We start from the raw sequence: 24,222 nt of genomic DNA, 5'->3' as shown, positions 1-24,222 counted from the left end.
TATACTGTATGCAATCACAGTCATGGTTTTTCATACAGGAAAACAGCTATGTTGGCACAACTGACCATCAGCAATTTTGCTATCGTTCGTGAACTGGAGATCGATTTCCAAAGCGGAATGACCGTCATCACTGGCGAGACCGGTGCGGGTAAATCCATTGCCATTGATGCTCTCGGGTTGTGTCTGGGCGGGCGGGCGGATGCCGACATGGTGCGCACAGATGCCACTCGCGCCGATCTGTGTGCGCGTTTCTCTTTAAAAGACACCCCTGCGGCGCTACGCTGGCTGGAAGAGAACCAGCTTGAAGAGGGGCGTGAGTGTTTGTTACGCCGCGTAATCAGCAGCGACGGACGCTCCCGAGGCTTTATCAATGGCACTGCCGTTCCCCTGTCACAGCTTCGCGAACTAGGTCAGTTGCTTATTCAAATCCATGGCCAGCACGCGCATCAGCTCCTGACAAAATCGGAACACCAAAAGTCCCTCCTTGATGGTTACGCTAATGAAGCGTCCCTGATTCAGGAAATGTCCGCACGCTACCAGCTATGGCATCAGAGCTGCCGTGATCTGGCCCATCATCAGCAACAAAGCCAGGAACGCGCAGCCCGGGCAGAACTGTTGCAATATCAGTTAAAAGAGTTGAACGAATTTAACCCCCTGGCGGGCGAGTTCGAGCAAATTGATGAAGAGTACAAGCGTCTGGCTAACAGCGGGCAGTTGCTCACCACCAGCCAGCAAGCGCTGGCTATCATGGCCGATGGCGAAGACATTAACCTGCAAAGTCAGTTATACACAGCCAAACAGCTGGTCAGTGAACTGGCGGGCATGGACGGCAAGCTCTCTGGTATTCTGGACATGCTGGAAGAGGCGACTATTCAGCTCAGCGAAGCCAGCGACGAACTGCGACACTATTGTGATCGCCTGGATTTAGACCCTAACCGTTTGTTTGAGCTTGAACAGCGTATTTCTAAGCAAATCTCTCTGGCGCGTAAGCATCACGTCGCCCCTGAAGCATTGCCACAGTTTTACCAGTCCCTGCTTGATGAGCAACAGCAGCTTGACGATCAGGCTGACTCGCTCGAAACCTTAACCCTGGCGGTAAACGCGCACCACCAGCAGGCGCTGGAAACGGCAAAAATATTGCACCGCCAGCGCCAGCATTACGCTCAGGAATTGGGGAAACTCATCACCGAGAGTATGCATGCACTCTCAATGCCGCACGGTCTCTTTTGCATCGATGTGAAGTTTGATGAACACCATCTGAGCATAGACGGAGCCGATCGCATTGAGTTTAAAGTCACCACGAACCCAGGCCAACCATTGCAGCCAATTGCGAAAGTCGCTTCTGGTGGGGAACTGTCGCGTATCGCACTGGCCATTCAGGTGATTACCGCACGTAAAATGGAAACCCCTGCGCTGATTTTTGATGAAGTTGACGTTGGTATCAGTGGTCCGACGGCAGCGGTTGTGGGTAAGCTACTGCGCCAGTTGGGTGAATCAACTCAGGTGATGTGCGTCACCCACTTGCCGCAGGTTGCGGGTTGCGGTCATCAGCATTTCTATGTCAGCAAAGAAACGGACGGCGCAATGACTGAAACACATATGCAGGCGCTTGATAAACGCGCACGTCTGCAGGAGCTCGCTCGCTTACTTGGCGGTAGCGAAGTAACGCGTAATACCCTCGCGAATGCAAAAGAACTGCTGGCAGCATAAACTTTTTTACCTTGCTAAGGTCTGAGTTCAACATAAAATCGCCGACTGACCTGACACCAAAAGGTTTTAAAGTGGTGAAAGGTCTATTATCATCGGCATATTACATATGAGCCGCGTACTGCTCGGGCCCGAAAAGGAATCAAATCACTATGCGCTGTAAAACGCTGACTGCTGCTGCAGCAGTACTACTGATGTTGACCGCAGGCTGTTCCACTCTGGAGCGAGTGGTTTACCGCCCTGACATCAACCAGGGAAACTATCTGACACCTACTGATGTCGCTAAAGTACGTACGGGTATGACGCAACAACAGGTTGCTTATGCTCTGGGTACACCAATGATGTCCGATCCTTTTGGCACCAATACCTGGTTTTATGTGTTCCGTCAGCAGCCGGGTCATGAAGGCGTGACGCAGCAAACGCTGACGCTGACCTTTAACAGCAGTGGTGTATTGACCAACATTGATAACAAACCTGCCCTGACCGACAAAAAGTAGGTTTAAGAGATCAAAAAAAGGTGCTCAATGAGCACCTTTTTTAATGTTTGTTATTTTTTAGCGGATTTCTCTGCCCGCTGCCTGCGCAGTTCTTTCGGATCAGCAATCAACGGTCGATAGATTTCTACCCGATCGCCATCATGTACGACATCAGCAAGCTTCACCGGACGGCTGTAGATGCCCACCTTATTTTTGCTGAGATCGATATCAGTACGTAGTTCCAGCAGCCCGGAAGCGCGAATCGCTTCTTCGACGGTTGCGCCCTGCTGCAACGTCACGCGCTGTAGATACTGTTTCTCCGGCAGCGCGTACGCGACTTCAACGACAATCTTAGCCGACACTGACACTGTAAACCTCTTTTGCGCGAACCGTGAAGGCCTGCACCATGTTCGACGCCAGCTCTTTAAAGATACGGCCAAATGCCAGTTCGATCAGTTTATTCGTGAACTCAAAATCAAGATGAAATTCAATGCGACACGCTTCCTGGCTCAACGGCGTAAACTTCCAGCCCCCAATGAGTTTTTTGAACGGTCCATCGACCAGATGCATAAGGATGCTCTGGTTACTGGTCAGTTGATTACGCGTGGTGAACGTTTTGCTAATCCCTGCTTTAGAGACATCCACAGCCGCTGTCATCTGCCCCGGAGTCGACTCCAGGACACGGCTTCCGGTGCAACCCGGTAAAAACTGAGGATAGGATTTAACATCATTCACTAACTGATACATCTGTTCCGCACTGTAAGGTACTAAAGCGGTCCGGCTAATCTGAGGCATAACAATTTCCATCAATATCAATCGTGCAAATAATACCATTTATCATCCGCTAAAAAAAACGCTATAGCCCAACTCGTGATAAGATAGCGCCTTGCGCCCCGCTGGATGAAATGGGGTGTTTTTCAATTCCAGATTACCTATACTGAGCGGCATTATGACGAAGAAAAAAGCACACAAACCTGGCTCAGCCACAATCGCGCTTAACAAGCGCGCACGACACGAATATTTTATCGAAGAAGAGTTCGAGGCTGGACTCGCACTGCAAGGCTGGGAAGTCAAATCCCTGCGTGCAGGAAAGGCCAATATTGGCGATAGCTATGTCATTCTCAAAGACGGCGAAGCATTCCTGTTTGGTGCCAACTTCACGCCGATGGCCGTTGCCTCAACGCACGTCGTGTGTGACCCTACTCGCACCCGTAAACTTCTGTTAAACCAACGCGAACTCGACTCCTTATATGGGCGTATGAATCGTGACGGTTACACCGTTGTGGCACTTTCTCTGTACTGGAAAAATGCCTGGTGCAAAGTCAAAATCGGCGTCGCAAAAGGGAAGAAACAGCACGACAAGCGTTCTGATGTAAAAGAGCGTGAGTGGCAGTTGGACAAAGCTCGTATTATGAAAAATGCAGGTCGATAAATCCCTTCTCAGCAGCCAGTCTCTCATCATGAGGCTGGCCCTTATTGTTTAGTTATTGAAACTCATCCATTACATTCACCAAGATTATAGTTTTTACACCGCTGAATCGTTAAAACCTAAAATAGTCTTCCCATTATTTTATCGCGTCCATAGCTTAATAAAGTAAAAGTTCAAGAGCGTATTATTTATATTTTACACTTCACCAATAACACTATTATTACTGGTGTTTATTAGCTTTATAAAAAAACCGCATAGAATAAAAACAACTTTATATACAATGATTTAGGTTTAAGCAAAAACCAAAACATGTACTGGAAAGTATCCTTTTCAATTGTCCCAATGTATTTTTAATATAGATAATTTGCGTAATACATCCTTTCTGACTATATCATCTAATACGAAAGAACTATTCAAACTTAAAGGCTCTGACGTATTCGATAAACAAACTGATACCTGCGTGACCTAATCAATGAAATCACACGTGCAAACTCATCTATATGATGAACGGGCACCTGTCAGCTCATTTTCCCAACACGCTATTGTGGATTAATACTCTCGGCCTGCCATCAGGAGTGAATATATGCGTCTACTCGCCGTTGTATCAAAATTGACTGGTGTTTCCACAAATATTGAAGCTTCTGAAGTCACGCTCAATTCACCTTCCATCGTGAAGCTGTCTGTTTCTCGTGAAGAAATCAGTCAACTTTCCCGCGTAAATCAGGATCTGATTGTCACACTCCGCTCCGGTGAAACCATCACAATTAAAAACTTTTACGTTGGCAAAGGTGATGAACAAAGCCAGCTCGTACTTGAAGATAGCAACGGTGCGCTATGGTGGGTTCAGGATACGGATGGCGCATTCCACTACCAGCATCTGGACGACCTCACCCCATTAATGGCGAGCGAAGGCAGTCATGAAGGCGGTGCAGTTTGGCCGTGGGTTCTTGGCGGGATCGCTGTGGCTGGGGGAATCGGCCTCGCCGCAGGCGGTGGCGGCGGTGGCGGCGGTGGAAATGGCAATAATGCTGGCAATGGCAATGAAGGAAATGGTGCTGGTGACGGAAATGGCAACGAAGGAAATGGCGATGGTGACGGAAATGGCAACGAAGGAAATGGCGATGGCGGCTCGCCACCCACGACAACGCCCACGATGCCAGGCGTACCGATTATTACCAGCGTCACTGACAATCAGGCTCCCATTACTGGTCTTGTCAATCAACAGACGTCTACTAATGATAATACGCCAGAACTTCAGGGCACTGGCCCCGCGAACGCAACCTTACATATTTTCGATAACGGTACCGAAATAGGTCAGGTCACTATCGATGCCAACGGGAACTGGACGTTTACTCCATCCTCCCCGCTTGCAGAAGGTACTCACCAGTTTACGGTCAGCGCATCAAACAATGTGGGCAGCAGCGCAATCTCAGACAGTTGGGTCATTACCATCGATACAACCCCACCTGCCGCCGCAATAATTTCTTCAGTGAATCAGGAAGGCACTACAGTGACGGGTAGTGCAGAGCCCGGAAGCACTGTCACTATCATTGGCAGTAACAACCAGGTTCTGGGATCAACTATCGTCGGTTCAGGCGGTACCTTCACTATTGGCATATCGCCCGCGCAAACACACGGTGAAGCGCTAACAGCAAAGATTCAGGATGAAGCAGGCAATATCGGGCCAGATACCTCATTCAGTGCCTCTAATTCCGGTTATCCAGGCGTACCCGTGATAGTCAGTGTTATGGATGATGTCGCTCCCTCCGTTGGGCCATTGCTCAACAATCAGTCAACTAATGATGCGACCCCAACGCTTTCCGGGACAGCTGAGGCTAACAGTACGGTTAAAATTTACAATAACGGGGCATATATCGACAGCGTCGTCGCCGACAGAAACGGTAGTTGGGACTGGACCTCCAGCACAAACTTGCGGGACGGCTCATATGCCTTCACCGCTACGGCAACCAACCACCTGGGTACGGGGGGAATGTCGACGGCCTTCAATATCAATATCGATACTCAGCCGCCGCTGTCGCCAGACGATCTGACCGTATCTGCCGATGGCGCTGTCGTCACGGGTACGGCTGAACCCGGCAGTACCGTGACGATAACCGACAATAACAATCATTTAATCGGCAGTGGTGTTACCGGGCCAGATGGCTCGTTTACTATCACCATAAACCCACCACAAACCAATGGCGAAACCATCACCGCTATCGCTACCGATCCGGCAGGAAACACGAGTTTACCTGAAACGGCGATCGCTCCCGATATCACCGCCCCGCTACCGCCCACAAACCTGACAATCAATAATGCGGGCGATCAGGTTTCCGGCACGGCAGAGCCCAACAGTACCGTACATATTCTCAATCCTGGTGGCACTATCATTGGCACAACCACCGCTGATGCTGACGGAGATTTCACCGCCACACTGGTTCCGCCACAAACTAACGGCGAACATCTTGTCGCCAACGCAACGGATGCAGCAGGCAATACCAGTGGTAACACAGCACTCACAGCGCCAGACAGCACCGCACCTGATGCGCCGACAGGGGTGATTGTCGCCGGGGATGGTGGTTCAGTGAGTGGACATGCTGAAATCGGCAGCACCATCACCGTAAAAGACAGCAACGGGAGTACGATTGGCGTGGGTCAGGCAGACAGTGGTGGTCACTTTGTTGTGTCGATCACCCCGTCACAAATCAATGGTGAAACGGTAAAAGTGACCGCAACGGACAGTGCAGGCAACGAAAGTCTGCCCGCTTCCGCACTGGCTCCGGATATTACCGCGCCAGACCAACCGATTATTATTGCCGTCTTAGACAATGTTCCCGATGTCATCGGAAAAATTGATAACAACACGCTGACTAACGATGATAAACCGGAAATTAAGGGCACTGCCGAAGCGGGCTCGCAGGTCAAAATTTACGATAATGGCACCCTGCTAACTACCGTTACCGCCGACATCAATGGTAACTGGGACTACACGCCCAGCACCGCGCTGAGCCAGGGCGCACACGTGTTTACGGTTACGGCAACCGATGCCGCCAACAACACCAGTAGCGCCGCCAGCTGGAAAATCATTGTCGATAGCGTCGCGCCGGCCGTCCCGGCTATTACTTTGATCAACGATGACGTCGGAACCATCACCGGTAACATCGCGAATAACAACGGGATAACCAACGACAACACGCCGACCCTCTCAGGGACCGGCGAGCCAGGCTCGCTGGTGAACCTGTATGATAACGGTTTACTGATGACGGTGATGCTCATCGACAAGTCAGGTACCTGGAGCTATACCGTCCCGGACAACAAGCAGCTTGCCGATATTGACCATCGTTTTACCGTATCCGCAACGGATGCCGCCGGTAACGTCGTCACCTCCCCCGTGACTGTCACCATTACCGTTGACACCCAGCCTCCAGGGGTACCAGTCATTTCAGCCACCACCGATAACGTCGGAAATGCCCCCGTTGACTTGCCTTCTGGTAGCCGCTCAAACGATAACCTGCCGTCACTGAAAGGGACCGGAGACGTTGGCTCCACCATCACTATCTACGATGGTGCCACGCCTATTGGAACGACCACCGTTGTGGCTGGAGGAACCTGGAGTTTCCCTGTCACCCAGCCACTTAGTGAAGGCTCGCACACATTGTCAGCTATCGCGACAGATGCGGCAGGTAACGCCAGTACCGCCGGAAGTTTCATGCTGACTGTCGATACAACGCCACCCGCAGCCCCGATCATCACCTCAGCGGAAGGGCTTATTGGCCTGGAAACTAAAGTACTGAGTAATGGCGGCAGTACGAAAAGCGACAACCCCAAACTGTCAGGAACAGGTGAACCGGGCGCGACAATTACGATTTATGAGAATGGCGGCCTCGCCGGCATCGCTACCGTACAGCCAGACGGCACCTGGACATTTACCCCAACCTCACTTGCAGATGGGCCGCATAAATTCACCGCCACGGCGACCGACGCCGCGGGCAACACAGGGATCCCATCGGCGGGCTTTACGCTGACGGTGGATAATCTGCCGCCAACGCAACCGCTCCCACCCACCATTACGGATGACGTCAATCCGATAACCGGGGTCGTGACCAACGGCATAACTAACGACACCACGCCAATGTTCAGCGGCACGGGGAGTGTCGGCGACCTTATTTCCATCTACCTTGGTAATAATCCCGCGCCGTTGGGTACCGCGACGGTGGGCGCAGATGGTAAGTGGAGCTTTACGCCTGGCGACCCCATCAATCCAGACAGCTATCAGATTACCATTACCGCAACTGACCCTGCCGGCAACGTCAGCCTGCCATCAAATGCCATCACCCTGAATATCGACATCACGCCGCCGGCAGCGCCAACCATTATCGCCGTCAATGATAATGTCGGCACTATTCAAGGCAATCTTGCGCCTGGCGCAATAACAGATGATACGACGCCAACTATTCGCGGAACCGGCACTGACGGCGACACGATCACGCTGTACAACGGCAGTACGATTATCGGTACCACAACGGTGGTTGGCACCACCTGGAGTATTACTCCTGGGACGGCGCTGGCAAACGGAAGTTATACGCTAACGGCCATTGCAACCGATGCGGCGGGGAACGCCAGTACCTCATCAAACAGCGTCTCGTTTACGGTTAACAGCACCGTGCTGACCCTACCGCTGGTTACGGATATTGCAGATGACGCTGGTGCTATTATCGGTTCATTGACCAACAATAGCGTCACGGATGATACCACCCCAACAGTCAGCGGGACCGGTGCGCCGGGCAGTACGGTAGTCATTTTCGATGGTGGCAATCCCATTGCCGAAACCCTCGTTGCAGCGAATGGTAGCTGGAGTATTGAGATTACGCTGACGGGCAATGGCCCGCACACGCTGACGTTCGGCGCCAGGGATGCAGCGGGTAATTCCCTGGCGGCAGGAAACCCTGTAATGTTGATACTCGATACACAGCCTCCCGCCGAGCCAATCGTCACCAGTGTTGACCCGAACGGCACGCTGGTAAGTGGGACAGCCGAGCCGGGCAGCACCGTCATCATCAGAAGTGGTACTACGGTACTGGGCCAGGGCATTGCGAATAGCGTCACAGGTGCCTACACCGTCACGATCTCACCCGCACAAACTACGGGGCAGAATCTGAACGCAATCGCCCAGGATCAGGCGGGCAATAGCAGCGACCCTACGCCATTTAACGCGGCCACATCCAGCATTCCGCATCCGCCAACTCTCGAAATCATTGATGATGTCTCGCCTGTTACAGGAGCGATTGGCAACGGTAAAACCACCAATGACACCTTGCCGCTGTTACAAGGAACCGCCACGGCAGGAGCAACGGTCAAAATTTATCAGGATGGGAATGTAATCGGTACGGTCACCGCCGATGCCGTTTCCGGCGCATGGAGCTATCCATTATCCGCTCCGCTGACAAACGGCACGACTTACAATTTCACCGTATCGCAAACTGTTGCGGGTATAGACAGTGGCATATCGCCCAATTACGCCATCACTATCGATACAGCCGCCCCACAAGCCCCTGCGATCACCAGCGTAATTGACGACGTGTTACCGGGTACAGGATCGTTAGATACCGGACAAATTACCAACGATTCACGCCCGACCCTCAATGGAACTGGCGAAGCGGGCGCGACGATCACCCTTTACGATAAAGGTATCGCGATTGGCATAACCACCGTAAGTGGCAGCGGATACTGGAGCTATACACCAACTGATGGGTTGGGAGAAGGCGAGCATATCTTTACCGCACGCGCAACGGATGCTGCAGGCAACCTGGGCGATCCCTCCAACAGCTTCCGGATTATTGTCGATACGTTAATCCCAAGCGCGCCCTCTATTGTGTCGGTAATGGACGACGTCGGTACCCCGCAGTCCCTTACATCCGGACAGCTAACCAACGACAACACCCCGTCGCTTGCTGGCGTCACCGAGGCCGATTCAGTAGTGACCATTCGCGATAATGGCGCGGTAATTGGCACAACCACCAGCGATGAAAACGGTAACTGGGGCTTTACACCGGCTCCAGCACTTAGTGAAGGCAATCATTCGTTCACCGCAACCGTCACGGATGGTGCTGGCAACATCAGCCCGGCAAGCCCACCTTTCGTTCTGGTTGTTGATACGCTGTCGCCCGCAGCACCGAGCATTACCTCGGTGATTGACGATCAACCCGGCAACACATCGCTGACTAACGGACAATTGACTAACGATGCACAACCCACGCTGAACGGCAAAGGAGAGATCGGCGCCTCTATCACCATCCGCGATAAAGACGTTGATATTGGTACAACCCAGGTTGATGAGTCCGGCAACTGGAGCTTCACGCCGGATACCCCACTGACTCAGGGGCAACACATCTTTACCGCCGTTGCCACCGATCAGGCGGGCAATATGGGAGGCGTATCTTCGTCCTTTACCCTCGAACTGGATTCCATCGCCCCGCAGCCCCCTATCATTAGCGCGGTGCTGGACAATACAGCTCCCACAACAGGCGCGATAACCAATGGGCAGACGACAAACGAAACACGTCCGGCACTGAGCGGTACGGGCGAAGTGGGGGCGACCATTACCGTTCTGAGCGATGGTCAACCCATTGGCACCACTACCGTGGGTGCGGGAGGTACCTGGAACTTTACCCCAACGGATGCACTGAGCAACGGACCGCATACATTGACCGTCACCGCGACCGACAGTGCAGGTAACACCAGCGCTGCATCGAACGGCTTTGGGCTCATCGTTGATACCGTATCGCCGGGTATACCCATCATTTCTCAGGTAGCAGATGATGTCGGCCCGCTGACGGGTAATCTGAACAACGGCCAGGCCACAAATGATGCGCAACCCACGCTCAGTGGTACGGCAGAAGCCAATTCCACGATCAAAATTTATGACAATGGCACCTATCTCGGTACCGCCCCGGTTGACGCCAATGGGGCCTGGAGCTTCACGCCAACAGCTGCACTTGGAAATGGTAACCATGCGCTCACGGTGACCGCCACGGACGCAGCCGGAAACGTCAGTCAATCATCCGCCACATTTAACATCATTGTGGATACCGTTGCTCCGCTTGCCCCCACCATTATCCAGGCCGTCGATGATGTACAGCCCGGCACCGGGACGCTGTCCAGCGGGGCCTGGACCAATGACACCCGTCCGCTGCTCAGTGGCTCAACGGAAGCGAATGCCCGGGTCGCGATTTACGATAACGGCACGCTGCTGGGGACGGTAACCGCCACAATCGATGGGACGTGGGAATATCTGCCCCCCATACTGAGCAACGGCCAACATACATTCACTGCTATCGCCACAGACGCCGCCGGCAATATCGGTGCCACCTCAAGCGGATTTATTATTAATGTCGATACGACCCCACCGCCAATCCCACAACTGATCTCGGTCATAGATGACATCGCAGGCGGTGTTTTCAATGCAGCGCTGAACAACGGGCAGCTAACCAACGATGCCCGCCCAACGCTCAACGGCACCGCCGAAGCCGGTAGCACTGTCAGTATCTATGACGGGAACACTCTGCTTGGTACTGCGCTGGTGCAAAGCAATAATAGCTGGACATTTACCCCGACCACGCCGCTCGCGACCGGGTCCCATACCTTCACCGTGACCGCTACCGATGCGGCAGGCAATACCAGCGGCGCAACACCAGGTTTTACCGTGGTGGTGGACACCGCGGCTCCGGCACAGCCTTCAATAAGCAGCATTATTGATGATGTTGGCCCCAACACCGGTGCGATTGGCAGCAATCAGCCCACCAATGACGCACGCCCAACCCTGAACGGCTCCGCAGAGGCCAACGCGCGAGTCGATATTTATGATAATGGCAGTTTTGTCACCAGCGTAACGGCTGACAGCACTGGCAACTGGAATTACACGCCGTCCACTGATCTGGCTCAAGGGGCTCATTCGTTTACCATCACGGCGACAGATGCAGCGGGGAATACCAGTGGATTTTCGTCTGCAGCAGCCATTGTTGTCGATACCATCGCACCCGCTGTTCCAACCGGGCTGGCGGTCAACGCCAATGGTACGGCGTTAACCGGTGTGGCCGAAGCGAACAGTACGGTCATTATCACCTCCGGTAGCGGAACGGTACTCGGCACCACAACAGCAAATGCTTCCGGTAACTTCACCTTTACCCTGAATCCACCGCAAATTAGTGGGCAAACGCTGCAGGTCAGCGCACAGGATGCCGCTGGCAATATCGGCACCGCCGGCAACGTGCTGGCCCCGTTTACCGGTGTTCCTCCCGCGCCGGTGATCTCCAGCGTATTCGATGATGTCGGCACTATCACGGGCCTGGTCACCGCCGGGAAAACCACCAATGATACCCGCCCAACACTGAGCGGAACTGCGCAGGCAAACGCCGTTATCAACCTGTATAACAACGGCACGTTGATGGGTAGCACAACCGCAGACGGGAATGGGATCTGGAGTTTTACGCCAGGCAGCGCCCTGAGTGAAGGCAACCACGCGTTTACCGCCAACGCCACAAATGCCAACGGCTCGAGCGTTTTGTCTGGCTCGTTCAGCGTCATTGTGGATACCACGCCACCGCCCCCCCCTACGATTCTGATCAGCGCCGATGGCGGAACAGTGAGCGGTATTGCCGAAGCCGGCAGTACGGTTACGATATCCCTGCCCGGTGGCACCAGCGTGACAGCGGTCGCCAACAGTAGTGGGGTCTACAGTGCCACCTTGCCTGTACGCCAGATTGAAGGTCAGTCGTTATCTGCAACGGCAACCGACGCGGCGGGCAACACGTCATCGCCTGCCAGCGTCATCGCGCCGGTACTCCCTCTGCTGGCTGAAGATAATGTCACCCGTTTGCCGCTACAGACTGACGTGACAGTCAGCACTGAGCATCAAAGCGATTACGGTTTCCTGCTGGTGAACGCACTGGGTAGCGTCGCCAACGTGCTGGGTAACGACACGGCAAGTGTTAATTTCAGCATCCAGTCTGGCGGTAGTGGCTCCATCACCATTAACGCCGCGGCGACCGGCATTGTGCTGTCACTATTGAGCTCAATGGAGATTGTTATCCAGCGCTATGACACCGTGCTCAACACCTGGATAACCGTGGTCGATACTTCGAAACCCAATTTCGCCAGTTTGCTGACCATCGGAGCCTCTGGAGTGACGCTCAATTATGATGGGCTGACAGGCGGGGATTATCGCGTGGTCAGCTTCAACACTAACCTGCTGGCGACCGGCGCTTACACCAGCCTGGACGTTGCCGTGGTGAAAACCAACGGCGGAACCATCACCGGGGGGACCACAGAATCCGGTAACATCATCACCGATACCGATCCCACTAACGGTCAAGATAACGCCCCTTCCGGTACGCTGGTCACCGCCATTACCGATGGTAATGGCAATGTGGTAAACGTCACGGCAGGCGGCGTGAATGTACAGGGTAAATACGGCACCCTGCATATTAACCAGGACGGCAGTTATACCTATACCCTGACCAATACAGCAATATCGGTGTATGGCCGCTCCGAAAGCTTCACCTATACGTTGACGCATGGCACAGACCATTCCTCAGCCAAACTGGTTGTCACGCTGGGCCAGGCCCCAACCACCAGCACGGTAACGGCAGCAGATGATGTGGCGTCACTGACCTACGGAACCCAGGTGATCGCGGTCGACCACGGCACGTCAAAACAAACTGGCTTCACACTGGCAAATGTCGGGCTGGGTGATGTCCTCGACGTCAGTCTGGTCAACGGTCTGACTAACCCGATTAAGTTCAACGTGGATGACGGAGCAACCCGTACGCTCACCGTCCAGGCAAATGTCCTCGGTGTGACACTTGGCGGTTTTGATCTCTATGTCTACCGCTTCAATGAGGCTATTCAGCAGTATGAACAATATCGGGTGCAGCCAAACTGGGTTACGGCGCTGCTGGGCGGCAGCTCTTCAGCGTATACCATCACGCTGCCGGGTGGTGACTATCTTTTCCTGCTTAACGCCTCTGGCGGCCTGACGTTACTGACCAGCTATACCCTGAATATTCAGGCGGATCATACCTACGCGGTGGACAGTCTCAGCGCGGTAACCAACGGTAATATTCTGGTCAATGACTCGGCTCCGATAAACAGCGTCATCACCGAAGTGAATGGCGTGGCGATTAACGGGACGGGCACCACCAGTATTAACGGACAATACGGCACGCTGACTATCGATGCGAAGGGGAACTATACCTATACCCTGAAAAGCGGGCTGGGTGCAGATAGCATCAGCACACCGGACAGTTTCGTCTATACGGTCAAAGCCCCCAATGGCGATACAGGTAGCGCCTCGCTGAACATTACGGCGACCCCGCAGGCGCTTGACGCAGTAAATGACGTCAGCGGCATGATGGCGGTGAGTACCGTTCAGGATTCTGCGGCATACGGAAGCGGCGCGCTGGGCACCGCGACAATTCCGACGCTGGGGAGCAAAGCTACCGGTTCAGGTTCGTTTGACATCGCAACAAATGACGTACTGAAAGGCGCCACGCTCAACTTCAGCATCGGCACCCTTATCACCGTCGGTACGCTGGGCGTGACCTGGACAATCACCGGTCCTGACGGATTCTCGCTTTCAGGCTCTGTACCCGCCAGCGCCATCAGCCTGTTAGGCAGTTCAATTGCCGTCTCGCTGGGTAATGCCGAGCTAGCCGCGGGTCATTACAGCATCAGCTTCACAGGAACGATGGGGGGGCTGGCCGTTGGCAACGTCAGCATTACGCCGAACGTTACGGGCACGACATGGCACCTCAATACCTGGGACGTTAACGCCACGACGGTGAATGGCAATATTTTTGATGGCAGTGATGCCTCTGGCGCGCACGATCAGCTCTCAACCGTCCATACCCAGCTCACTATCACCGGCTTTAACGGCAGTACCGCCACACTCAATCCGACCAGCAGCATCAGTAGCACAACAATTCAGGGTCATTATGGCTCACTGACCATGAATCTGGATGGCTCATACATCTATACGCTGAAACCGGGTACAACCGTGGCGTCGATGGCCAGCAAAGAGACATTTACCTATACGCTTAACGACCAAAACGGGCATACGGACACCGCGACGCTGACCATCAATATGAATCCACAGATGGCAAGCACCGCGCAGCATGACGTGATCATCGGCTCGGTCTACGGCGATACGCTGATTTATCACCTGCTTAATGCCAGCGATGCAACGGGCGGTAACGGAACGGCAGACACCTGGACCAACTTCTCGCTGGCGCAGGGCGACAAAATCGACATCGGCGACCTGCTGGTAGGCTGGAACGGACAAAATGCCACGCTCGGTAACTACCTCACGGTGACCACCAGCGGTAACAACACCATCGTTTCCATTGATCGCGACGGTACAGGCAGCACGTACCACACCACTAACCTCGTAACGCTGGAGAACGTACACACCACGCTCGATGAGCTGATCCAACAAAATCACATTGTGACCTGAAACGAACGTCATACCGCTATAACGAGATAACAACAGCCCCGGATGCCATGACGTCCGGGGCAATAACAGTCGTCACTGCCCTATTTTGCAAGGGATAAACTATGAGAAATGTCGCCCCTGTCGCTGTACTGCTGGCATTAACGTTCTGTTCCGTTCATGCGAATGCCGAAGATGAACCGCAAATTATTACGCCGGAAGGGCTGGCAACCAGTCAGATGCTTCCCTCTCTGGATGGCTCTGTGGCCGATCTGCCGCTAAGCGTTGCCGCTCCCGGAAGCCTGACGCTTAACGACGCGGTGAGCCGCGCAGTGAGCTGGCATCCTTCTATTCGTGAATCCATTGGCAAACTGCTCTCGCAAAATGAGCAGATAGACGTGGCGAAAGCGAAATATTATCCGCAAGTTACAGCCGGAATGAACAACGGCTACAGCAATACCTACACCGACCATGGCTTCAGCCCTGCACTGGTCATTTCGGTGTCACAAATGCTGTATGACTTTGGCAAAGTCGCCAGCCAGGTGCGCGCCGAAGCCGCCGGTTCGGCGCAACAACAGGCAAACGTGTTACTCAGCATCGATACTGTCGCCCACGCCACCGCCAATGCCATCGTCCAGGTTCAGACATGGCAACAGATGGTGGATGCCGCCGAAGAGCAACTGGTCGCGCTAAACGGTATTGGTCGACTGACCAGAGAACGTAATGATGAAGGGGCGACCTCGCTGTCTGACGTGGTACAAACCGATGCGCGTATTGAGTCTGCTCGTTCACAGCTGGCGCAATATCAGGCCAATCTCGACAGTAGCAAAGCGACATTGATGAGCTATCTCGGCTGGCGCACACTGAACGGCATCAGCAATGAGTTTCCGGTAAAACTGGACAGCAGTTGCGATGTGGTAAAACCGGAGGATAAGTTAGTTCCTGCAGTGCTGGCAGCCTGGGCGCAGGCGAACATCGCACAGGCCAATCTGGATTACGCCAACGCACAGATGACGCCAACCATTTCCCTGGAGCCATCTGTTCAGCACTATCTCAACGACAAATACCCCAGCCATGAGGTGCTCGACAAAACGCAGTACTCAGCGTGGGTAAAAGTCGAAATGCCGCTGTATCAGGGCGGCGGTCTCACCGCCCGGCGCAACGCCGCCAGCCACGCGGTAGAGTCCGCACAGTACTCTATTCAGCGCACCCGACTTGAAGTTCGGCAAAAATTACTGGAATCCCGCAGCCAGGCAATGAGCCTCGCGACTGCATTACAGATCCTGCGCCGCCAGCAGCGACTGAGCGAACGCACTCGTGAACTGTATCAACAGCAGTATCTGGATCTCGGCTCACGCCCATTACTTGATGTTCTTAACGCCGAACAGGAAGTGTACCAGGCCCGTTTTGCCGAACTCCAGACCCAAAGCCAGCTGCGCCAGCTACAACTGAACTGCCTCTACAACACCGGATCGTTGCGCCAGGCGTTCGCCTTAAATAACCGCAGCATTCAATCGGTGGAGATCCAGCTATGAGCGACGTCGAGCCTGTTGTTAAAGATGCTATTGGCGAACCCGCCCTGAGCCAGTGGGCGCAGGCAGTTACCCACATTGCCAGCCACTATCGCCTTACTTGCTCGCCAGGCGCTATCCAGGCCAACGCCCCATGGTTCGAGGGGAAAAGCAAAACCCTTGCTTTGACGCAATTAGCGCGCCAGGCGGGACTTTCCTTTCATACGCTGGATACCGCAAAGCAGGTACTTAACCAATGGCGTTTGCCGGTGGTGGCGGAACTGCATGACGGCCAAATCATGGTGATAGAACATTTCAACGGTGAAGATGCACTGGATGTCTTTATTATTGCCGACGAGGGACAACGCAACCGGCTGGCGGTGGCAGAGCTTCTGCCAGAAATCCATACTATCACCGCACTGCGCCCGTTATCGGCGTTAAAAGACAGTCGGGTTGATCGCTATATTTCGCGCTTTAAACCCGACTGGATACGCGAGCTAGTTTTACAAGATATCCGCCCTTACCTGCCCGTCATGGTTGCTGCGTTTCTGATTAACGTCCTGTCACTCTCCGGGATAATTTTTTCAATGCAGGTTTACGACCGGGTGATCCCCGCCCAGTCATATCCGACTCTCTATGTTCTCTCGACCGGTGTCCTGGTCGCGGTATTGTTTGGCTTTTTGCTTCGCGAAGCACGTACCCACATTATGGATCTACTCGGTAAACGTGCAGACATGCGTATTTCCGATCGCGTGTTCAGCCACGCCCTGCGGTTGCGCAATAGCGCGGTTCCCCGCTCAACAGGGAGTTTTATTTCCCAACTCCGCGAGCTGGAGCAGATCCGGGAGATGATCACCTCCTCAACCATGTCGACCATCGTCGACCTGCCGTTTTTCCTGCTGTTTATTGTCGTACTGGCGTGCATTGCTCCGCCGCTGGCGTGGATAGCCCCCGTCGCTGCCATTCTGATGATTCTGCCGGGGCTGTTATTACAGAAAAAACTGGCGGTACTTGCTAACCAGGCCGCACATGAATCCACTCTGCGCAACGCGGTGCTGGTCGAAAGCGTTCAGGGGCTGGAAGATATCAAGCTAATGCAGGCGGAGAACCGTTTTTTACAGCAATGGAACAGCTATATCCGCATTACTGGCGAGTCCGGGCTACGCACACGCAAGCTTACCCAGGGGCTGATCGGCTGGGGGATGTCAGTACAAAGCCTGGTTTACGCCGCCATCATTATGTTCGGTGCGCCTATGGTTATTGAAGGCACGATGACCACCGGGGCCGTGGTGGCCGCCTCGATGCTCGGATCACGGATGATCGCCCCGATGGCTAACCTGTGTGGTGTGCTGGCTCGCTGGCAGCAGGTCAAAGCAGCCAAAATGGGGCTGGACAGCATTATGCAACTTCCCACCGAGACGCAGCACGATGAAGACCGGATACACCAGGAAATCTTCCGCGGCCACTATCTGTTTGAAAATGCGCACTTTCGCTACCACAGTGACGACCAGCGCGTACCGTTACGCATCTCGCGCCTGGAAGTGATGCCCGGAGAGCGGATTGCGATACTCGGGCGTAACGGCGCGGGTAAATCAACCCTGCTACAGGCCATGGCGGGCGGCGTGGAGATTATTCAGGGTGATGTCCGACTCGATAACCTGAGTCTGGCGCAAATCGATATGGCTGATTTACGCCGCAATATCGGCTTTCTCAGCCAGAACGCGCGGCTTTTTTTCGGTACGTTACGCGAGAATCTGACACTCGGCGCACCGCATGCCAGCGACACGCAGATATTCGAAGCGCTGGAGGTCAGTGGCGCATCTGCATTCGTCAAACAACTCGCCAAAGGGCTGGCACACCCCATTATGGAAGGCGGTAATGGGCTTTCCGGCGGGCAGCGACAGTCGATTCTGCTCGCCAGAATGTTACTGCGATCGCCCAATATCGTACTGCTCGACGAACCCAGTGCCTCGCTGGATGAACACACCGAGCGGGAATTTATACAACGGTTAAACCAGTGGCTGGGCAACCGCACATTGATTGTCGCCACACATCGCGTTCCGGTTCTGGAGCTGGTCGAGCGCGTGGTGGTACTCAAAGAAGGTCAGCTGGTCATGGATGCCCCAAAAGCGCAGGCGCTAAATGCAAATCGGGCACCTGCACAGACTCACGGTCGGGAGTGGAAAAATGAAAACCAATCCGCATGACGCCGCCATGGACGACCTCGATATCCGCCGGGAACACCGTTTTTCCGGTGCCAGCCGCATTATTCTGCTCAGCACACTGCTTTTTGCCATCCTGGGGGGATGGGCGTATTTCGGTAAACTGGATGAAGTCTCTACCGGCAGTGGGAAAGTCATCCCCAGCTCGCGTGAACAAATATTGCAGTCGCTTGACGGCGGGATCCTCGCCGAACTCAGCGTGCACGAAGGTGATAAAGTTCAGGCCAACCAGATTGTCGCCCGCCTCGACCCAACGCGTTCTGAATCCAACGTGGGTGAAAGCGCCGCCCGATACCGTGCATCTTTAGCGTCAAGCGCCAGACTGAATGCCGAAGTCAACGATTTGCAGCTAACGTTCCCCAGATCGCTACAGGCCTGGCCGGAGCTTATCGCCTCTGAAACCCGGTTATATAAAAGCCGCCGGGCGCAGCTTGCCGATTCGATGGTGGAACTACAGGATGCGCTGGTCTCCGTGAACAAGGAACTGGCGATCACCCAACGGCTGGAGAAAAGCGGTGCCGCCAGCCATGTGGAAGTGCTGCGCCTGCAACGACAAAAAAGCGATCTTGGGCTCAAAATAACCGACCTGCGCTCGCAATATTACGTGCAGGCGCGTGAAGCGCTGTCGAAGGCCAACGCCGAGGTAGATATGCTGGCGGCCATCTTAAAAGGTCGCGAAGATTCCGTTACCCGCCTGACCGTTCGCGCCCCGATGCGCGGTATCGTAAAAAACATCCAGGTCACCACGATTGGCGGCGTTATCCCTCCTAACGGCGAAATGATGGAGATTGTCCCGGTAGACGATCATTTGCTGATTGAAACCCGCCTGTCACCGCGCGATATCGCGTTTATCCACCCCGGACAGCGGGCACTGGTAAAGATTACTGCCTATGACTACGCCATTTACGGAGGGCTGGAGGGCGTGGTCGAAACCATCTCCCCAGATACCATTCAGGACAAAGTGAAGCCGGAAATCTTCTACTACCGTGTTTTCATACGTACCCATCAGGACTTTTTGCAGAACAAGCTGGGACGTCATTTTTCTATCGTACCGGGCATGATTGCCACTGTGGATATAAAAACAGGTGAAAAAACCATCGTCGACTATTTAATCAAACCATTTAATCGTGCAAAAGAAGCACTGCGCGAGCGGTAAATCCTTGCGGTTAAGGGGTTGTGGGGGCTGGTCACGCGTGTCACAAGTCTGTTATACTTGCTGTAACACATTGGGGCTGATTCTGGATTCGACGGGATTCGCGAAACCCAAGGTGCATGCCGAGGGGCGGTTGGCCTCGTAAAAAGCCGCAAAAAAATAGTCGCAAACGACGAAAACTACGCTTTAGCAGCTTAATAACCTGCTCTGAGCCCTCTCTCCCTAGCTTCCGCTCTTAAGACGGGGATCAAAGAGAGGTCAAACCCAAAAGAGATCGCGTGGATGCCCTGCCTGGGGTTGAAGCGTTAAAACTAATCAGGCTAGTCTGGTAGTGGCGTGTCTGTCCGCAGGTGCCAGGCGAATGTAAAGACTGACTAAGCATGTAGTACCGAGGATGTAGGAATTTCGGACGCGGGTTCAACTCCCGCCAGCTCCACCAAAATTCTCCATCGGTGATTACCAGAGTCATCCGATGAAGTCCTAAAAGCCCGCACAGCGCAAGCCCTGCGGGCTTTTTTGTGCCCTCAATTTGTCCCGCGTAGTCCGAACAGAACTAATTAAATCCGAACCTTTTAGGCCCATTGATAGGCCCAACGAAAAGCTCTATTGTTTTCGTTGGGCCTAAACGCATGGAGACTCCCCATGGCAAGAAAAACCAAGCCGTTAACCGATACGGAAATCAAAGCCGCCAAACCTAAAGATGCCGATTACCAGCTGTATGATGGTGACGGGCTTACTCTGTTAATCAAGTCCAGCGGCAGTAAGCTCTGGCAATTCCGTTACTATCGACCTCTGACCAAGCAGCGAACCAAACAGAGCTTTGGAGCCTACCCTGCCGTCTCGCTTTCTGATGCGCGTAAACTAAGAGCTGAATCTCGAGTTTTATTAGCAAAAGACATTGATCCTCAGGAGCATCAGAAAGAACAGGTGAGGAATTCTCAAGAAGCTAAAACCAATACCTTCTTGTTAGTTGCCGAGCGTTGGTGGAATGTGAAGAAACCAGCGTAACAGAGGACTATGCCGACGATATCTGGCGCTCGCTTGAGAGAGATGTTTTCCCGGCAATCGGTGATATCAGTGTCACTGAGATTAAGGCTCATACTCTGGTTAAAGCAGTTCAGCCAGTTCAGGCCAGAGGTGCATTAGAGACTGTTCGCCGCCTTTGTCAGCGTATTAACGAAGTCATGATTTATGCGCAGAACACAGGCTTGATTGATGCAGTTCCCAGCGTAAACATCGGGAAAGCGTTCGAGAAACCGCAGAAGAAAAACATGCCGAGTATCCGCCCGGATCAACTCCCACAACTAATGCAAACTATGCGCACGGCAAGTATCAGCCTGTCCACACGATGCCTGTTCATGTGGCAGCTTCTCACCATTACCCGCCCTGCCGAAGCCGCTGAAGCTCGATGGGATGAGATTGATTTTGATGCTAGCGAATGGAAAATTCCTGCTGCTCGAATGAAGATGAACCGGGACCATACGGTTCCATTATCTGATGGAGCTCTCGCTATTCTGGAAATGATGAAGTCTCTCAGTGGTGGCCGAGAGTTTATATTTCCCAGTCGCATTAAGCCTACCCAGCCGATGAACAGCCAGACTGTGAATGCAGCCCTTAAGCGTGCTGGCTTAGGAGGTGTCCTCGTATCACACGGTTTACGTTCTATCGCCAGTACTGCACTCAATGAGGAAGGATTTCCACCCGATGTTATTGAGGCAGCGCTTGCCCATGTGGATAAAAATGAGGTACGTCGAGCTTACAACCGCAGTGATTACCTCGAGCAACGTCGTCCGATGATGCAATGGTGGGCTGAATTCGTAAACAAAGCAGACAGCGGGAGCATTGTTGATAACGGGAAAAGAGAGTTAAAACTTGTAGTCTGAGCTTCTTGCTAGAAAAAGCGGACATTAACAATTCACGGGATACTTCTTTTCAGGGATCAGGTAACTGGCAAACCAGCGATTCGTGAGGGAGAAACAGAGGTATGATGGCATCAATACCTCATGAAATGCATTTACCGGAGTATGTTATATTTCCATTAACAACTGAACGTCTCACATGAGTTTTGATGCTTCAGATTATGCATGAGTAGATAACTTCAGGTTTTCAAGTAAGATCCTGACTATAAATCAGTGAGCAAATATTTTGAGCTAAACGCATTGTTAATGCGTGAATAAGCACATGGAGATAAAGTATGAGACTGTCACGCATCACATTGCAAAACTACCGACGTTTTGAAAAGTTCGAGATTGATCTACACCCTGAACTCACTGTGATTGCAGCGCGCAATGGTCAAGGGAAAACGACTATTCTGGAAGCTATTGCAGCAGCACTAGGGCCTTTTGTGGGAGCTTTTGATTTCGGGCGATCTGAGCACATACGCCGCACCGACGCACGCTATTCTGTGCAGGACAAAAGTTATGAGAACGAACAAAACTTTCCCGTTATCATTGATTCTGAGATGATCGAGCCAGTAATTCAGTGGCAACGAGCATTAAATAGTGCTAAGGGCCGCACTACTACGAAAGAAGCTGCTCCACTGTCTGATTTGGGAAAATTACTGCAGGAGGATCTGCGTAAAAACTCAGACGTGGCTCTGCCTGTATTGCGTTATTACAGCTCCAAGCGTTTGTGGGTTAGCCACAAGAACACTGCTCGCAAAGCGATACTAACTGAAAGTCGTACTGCAGGATATGAAGATTGCTTATCTTCTCTCTCCAGTTTTGCGCAACTACAGGATTGGGTTAGAAAGGCGACGAATGCAATCCAACAACAACGAGAATTGCCTGGCTATGAGAAATCCAATTTAGAAGCAAGGCTCAATGGTATAAAGAAGGCCGTCGACACTGTGATGGGTGAGGAGGGCTGGAGCCACTTTCACCATAGCTTCATATATGATGAGTTAGCGATGTATCATCCGGACCATGGAGCGTTACCAATAAGTTTACTCAGTGACGGGGTTCGTGCCATGATCTCATTAGCAGCTGATCTGGCTTTACGCTGCGCTCGCCTCAACGGTTACCTAGGCGAGCTTGCCCCCCTTCAAAGTTCAGGCATTGTCCTTATTGATGAGGTTGATCTACACCTACACCCAGCATGGCAGCAAAGGGTAGTGCAAGCTTTACGCAAAGCATTTCCCAAACTGCAATTTATCATTAGTAGCCACAGCCCCCAAGTGTTATCAACTATTAAGAGCGATAATATTCGTGTCGTATTCAAAAATAACGATGGGCATTGGCTGGCGGAGTCACCTGTTCAAGAAATCCTAGGTCGTGAAAGCGCAATTGCCCTTAACGATGTCATGGGTGTTAACCCCATTCCTCCTGTTGAAGCAGCAAAGCTTATTGCGACTTACACTGCAGTCATTGAAAATGGAGATGATGATAGTGGCGAAGGCCGCGCACTGCGCAGACAATTAGTGGATATTTATGGTGAAAAGCATCCCGTATTGTTAGATGCCGATAAACTAATCCGTTTTCAGAGATTTAAATTGCGCAAGTCCTCTAAAGATGAGGGGCAGGGTTAATGCATAAACTTGATAGAACTCTAGCAACGCCACCTGAGAGCTTAAGTGACTATGACTATCGAACACAGACTTGGAAAGATTTGGCTCCCGATTGCAAAAAAGCTTTACGTGCCGCGCTTGTTGAAATGCAAGGCATACCCGGAGTAACTACTCCTGACGCTGATGAATACGGCCTACGTTGTGCTTACTGTGAATGTGCAATATACGATGCCGGTCATATCGAGCATTTCAGAAGAAAAAATCGGAGTCATTTTCCCGAGCTGACTTTTGTATGGCATAACCTGTTCTTGGCTTGTGGCTCTCAAAATAATTGTGGACATTACAAAGATCGCCCTGAAGCAGCGCCTTATAACCCAGATCATCTTATTAAACCTGATATCCACGATCCAGAACACTATCTGTATTTTCACTCATCAGGTCAGGTATGGCCTCTAGAGGGGTTGAGCGAAAATGATAAACGTTGCGCTGAAGAAACCATTCGTGTATTCGGGCTCGATAGTAATGTACTTTCAGGTGCTCGTAGGTCAGCTTTATCCATCTATAGAAACAAAATTCTCGAAGAACTTAACGAGATTTCAGAGTGGTCAGAGTCTGACCGGGTAGATTATTTAATGGAAGAGATTGAAGCTACTAGGTGGGATCCTTATGCGACAACAATTAAACATTTCCTACAGAAACAAAGTTAATGATTTTATTAAGCACTAAATATAAAC

Annotated in this window: 11 protein-coding genes, 1 other RNA gene and 1 pseudogene; 11 read left to right on the top strand and 2 right to left on the bottom strand. The window is 52.6% G+C overall.

Annotated features, from left to right (window positions below; genetic code table 11):
• Positions 1 to 48: 48 nt before the first annotated feature.
• Positions 49 to 1,710: a DNA repair protein RecN gene (recN, locus tag NNO03_RS19380; protein ID WP_271450274.1), complete on the top strand. Its 1,662-nt coding sequence runs from the start codon at positions 49 to 51 to the stop codon at positions 1,708 to 1,710.
• 149 nt (positions 1,711 to 1,859) lie between these two features.
• A complete protein-coding gene (gene bamE, locus NNO03_RS19375; protein ID WP_200009169.1) occupies positions 1,860 to 2,204 on the top strand; it encodes an outer membrane protein assembly factor BamE in 345 nt (114 codons plus the stop codon).
• 50 nt (positions 2,205 to 2,254) lie between these two features.
• Here the strand turns inward: bamE and NNO03_RS19370 are convergent, their stop codons facing one another.
• Both NNO03_RS19370 and ratA read right to left on the bottom strand, forming a co-directional pair.
• Positions 2,255 to 2,545: an RnfH family protein gene (locus tag NNO03_RS19370; RefSeq protein WP_271450280.1), complete on the bottom strand. Its 291-nt coding sequence runs from the start codon at positions 2,543 to 2,545 to the stop codon at positions 2,255 to 2,257.
• Positions 2,535 to 2,978 (bottom strand): type II toxin-antitoxin system toxin RatA, encoded by a 444-nt coding sequence (gene ratA / locus NNO03_RS19365; RefSeq protein ID WP_040234063.1) that lies wholly within the window; start codon positions 2,976 to 2,978, stop codon positions 2,535 to 2,537. Before ratA ends, NNO03_RS19370 begins: the two co-directional genes overlap by 11 nt.
• Before the next feature lie 154 nt (positions 2,979 to 3,132).
• Here ratA and smpB point away from each other — a divergent pair, with 154 nt between their 5' ends.
• The 9 genes and pseudogenes from smpB (at position 3,133) to NNO03_RS19320 (ending at position 24,195) form a co-directional block, all read left to right on the top strand.
• Positions 3,133 to 3,615, top strand: a complete 483-nt coding sequence (gene smpB / locus NNO03_RS19360; RefSeq protein ID WP_003031211.1) for an SsrA-binding protein SmpB — start codon at positions 3,133 to 3,135, stop codon at positions 3,613 to 3,615.
• A gap of 580 nt (positions 3,616 to 4,195) precedes the next feature.
• Positions 4,196 to 15,121, top strand: coding sequence for a BapA/Bap/LapF family large adhesin (locus NNO03_RS19355; protein ID WP_271450273.1), 10,926 nt, complete (start codon positions 4,196 to 4,198; stop codon positions 15,119 to 15,121).
• Between the two features lie 101 nt (positions 15,122 to 15,222).
• Complete coding sequence (locus NNO03_RS19350) at positions 15,223 to 16,632, top strand: TolC family outer membrane protein (RefSeq protein WP_271450272.1); 1,410 nt, start codon at positions 15,223 to 15,225, stop codon at positions 16,630 to 16,632.
• The gene (locus NNO03_RS19345; RefSeq protein ID WP_271450271.1) at positions 16,629 to 18,815 is read left to right on the top strand and encodes a type I secretion system permease/ATPase; all 2,187 of its coding nucleotides are present in this window, start codon (positions 16,629 to 16,631) and stop codon (positions 18,813 to 18,815) included. Before NNO03_RS19350 ends, NNO03_RS19345 begins: the two co-directional genes overlap by 4 nt.
• A gap of 7 nt (positions 18,816 to 18,822) precedes the next feature.
• A complete protein-coding gene (locus NNO03_RS19340; RefSeq protein WP_271450279.1) occupies positions 18,823 to 19,986 on the top strand; it encodes an HlyD family efflux transporter periplasmic adaptor subunit in 1,164 nt (387 codons plus the stop codon).
• 72 nt (positions 19,987 to 20,058) lie between these two features.
• Positions 20,059 to 20,422: a transfer-messenger RNA gene (gene ssrA, locus NNO03_RS19335) on the top strand.
• Positions 20,423 to 20,625: 203 nt separating this feature from the next.
• Positions 20,626 to 21,866, top strand: a pseudogene (locus NNO03_RS19330) (integrase).
• 311 nt (positions 21,867 to 22,177) lie between these two features.
• Positions 22,178 to 23,509: an AAA family ATPase gene (locus tag NNO03_RS19325; protein ID WP_271450270.1), complete on the top strand. Its 1,332-nt coding sequence runs from the start codon at positions 22,178 to 22,180 to the stop codon at positions 23,507 to 23,509.
• Positions 23,509 to 24,195 (top strand): retron system putative HNH endonuclease, encoded by a 687-nt coding sequence (locus NNO03_RS19320; protein WP_271450269.1) that lies wholly within the window; start codon positions 23,509 to 23,511, stop codon positions 24,193 to 24,195. Before NNO03_RS19325 ends, NNO03_RS19320 begins: the two co-directional genes overlap by 1 nt.
• Positions 24,196 to 24,222 lie beyond the last annotated feature (27 nt).

Source organism: Citrobacter sp. Igbk 16, assembly GCF_028069755.1.
Taxonomy (GTDB): domain Bacteria; phylum Pseudomonadota; class Gammaproteobacteria; order Enterobacterales; family Enterobacteriaceae; genus Citrobacter.
Note: the sequence above shows the minus strand (reverse complement) of the source record. Positions and strands in the feature narration are given on the sequence as shown.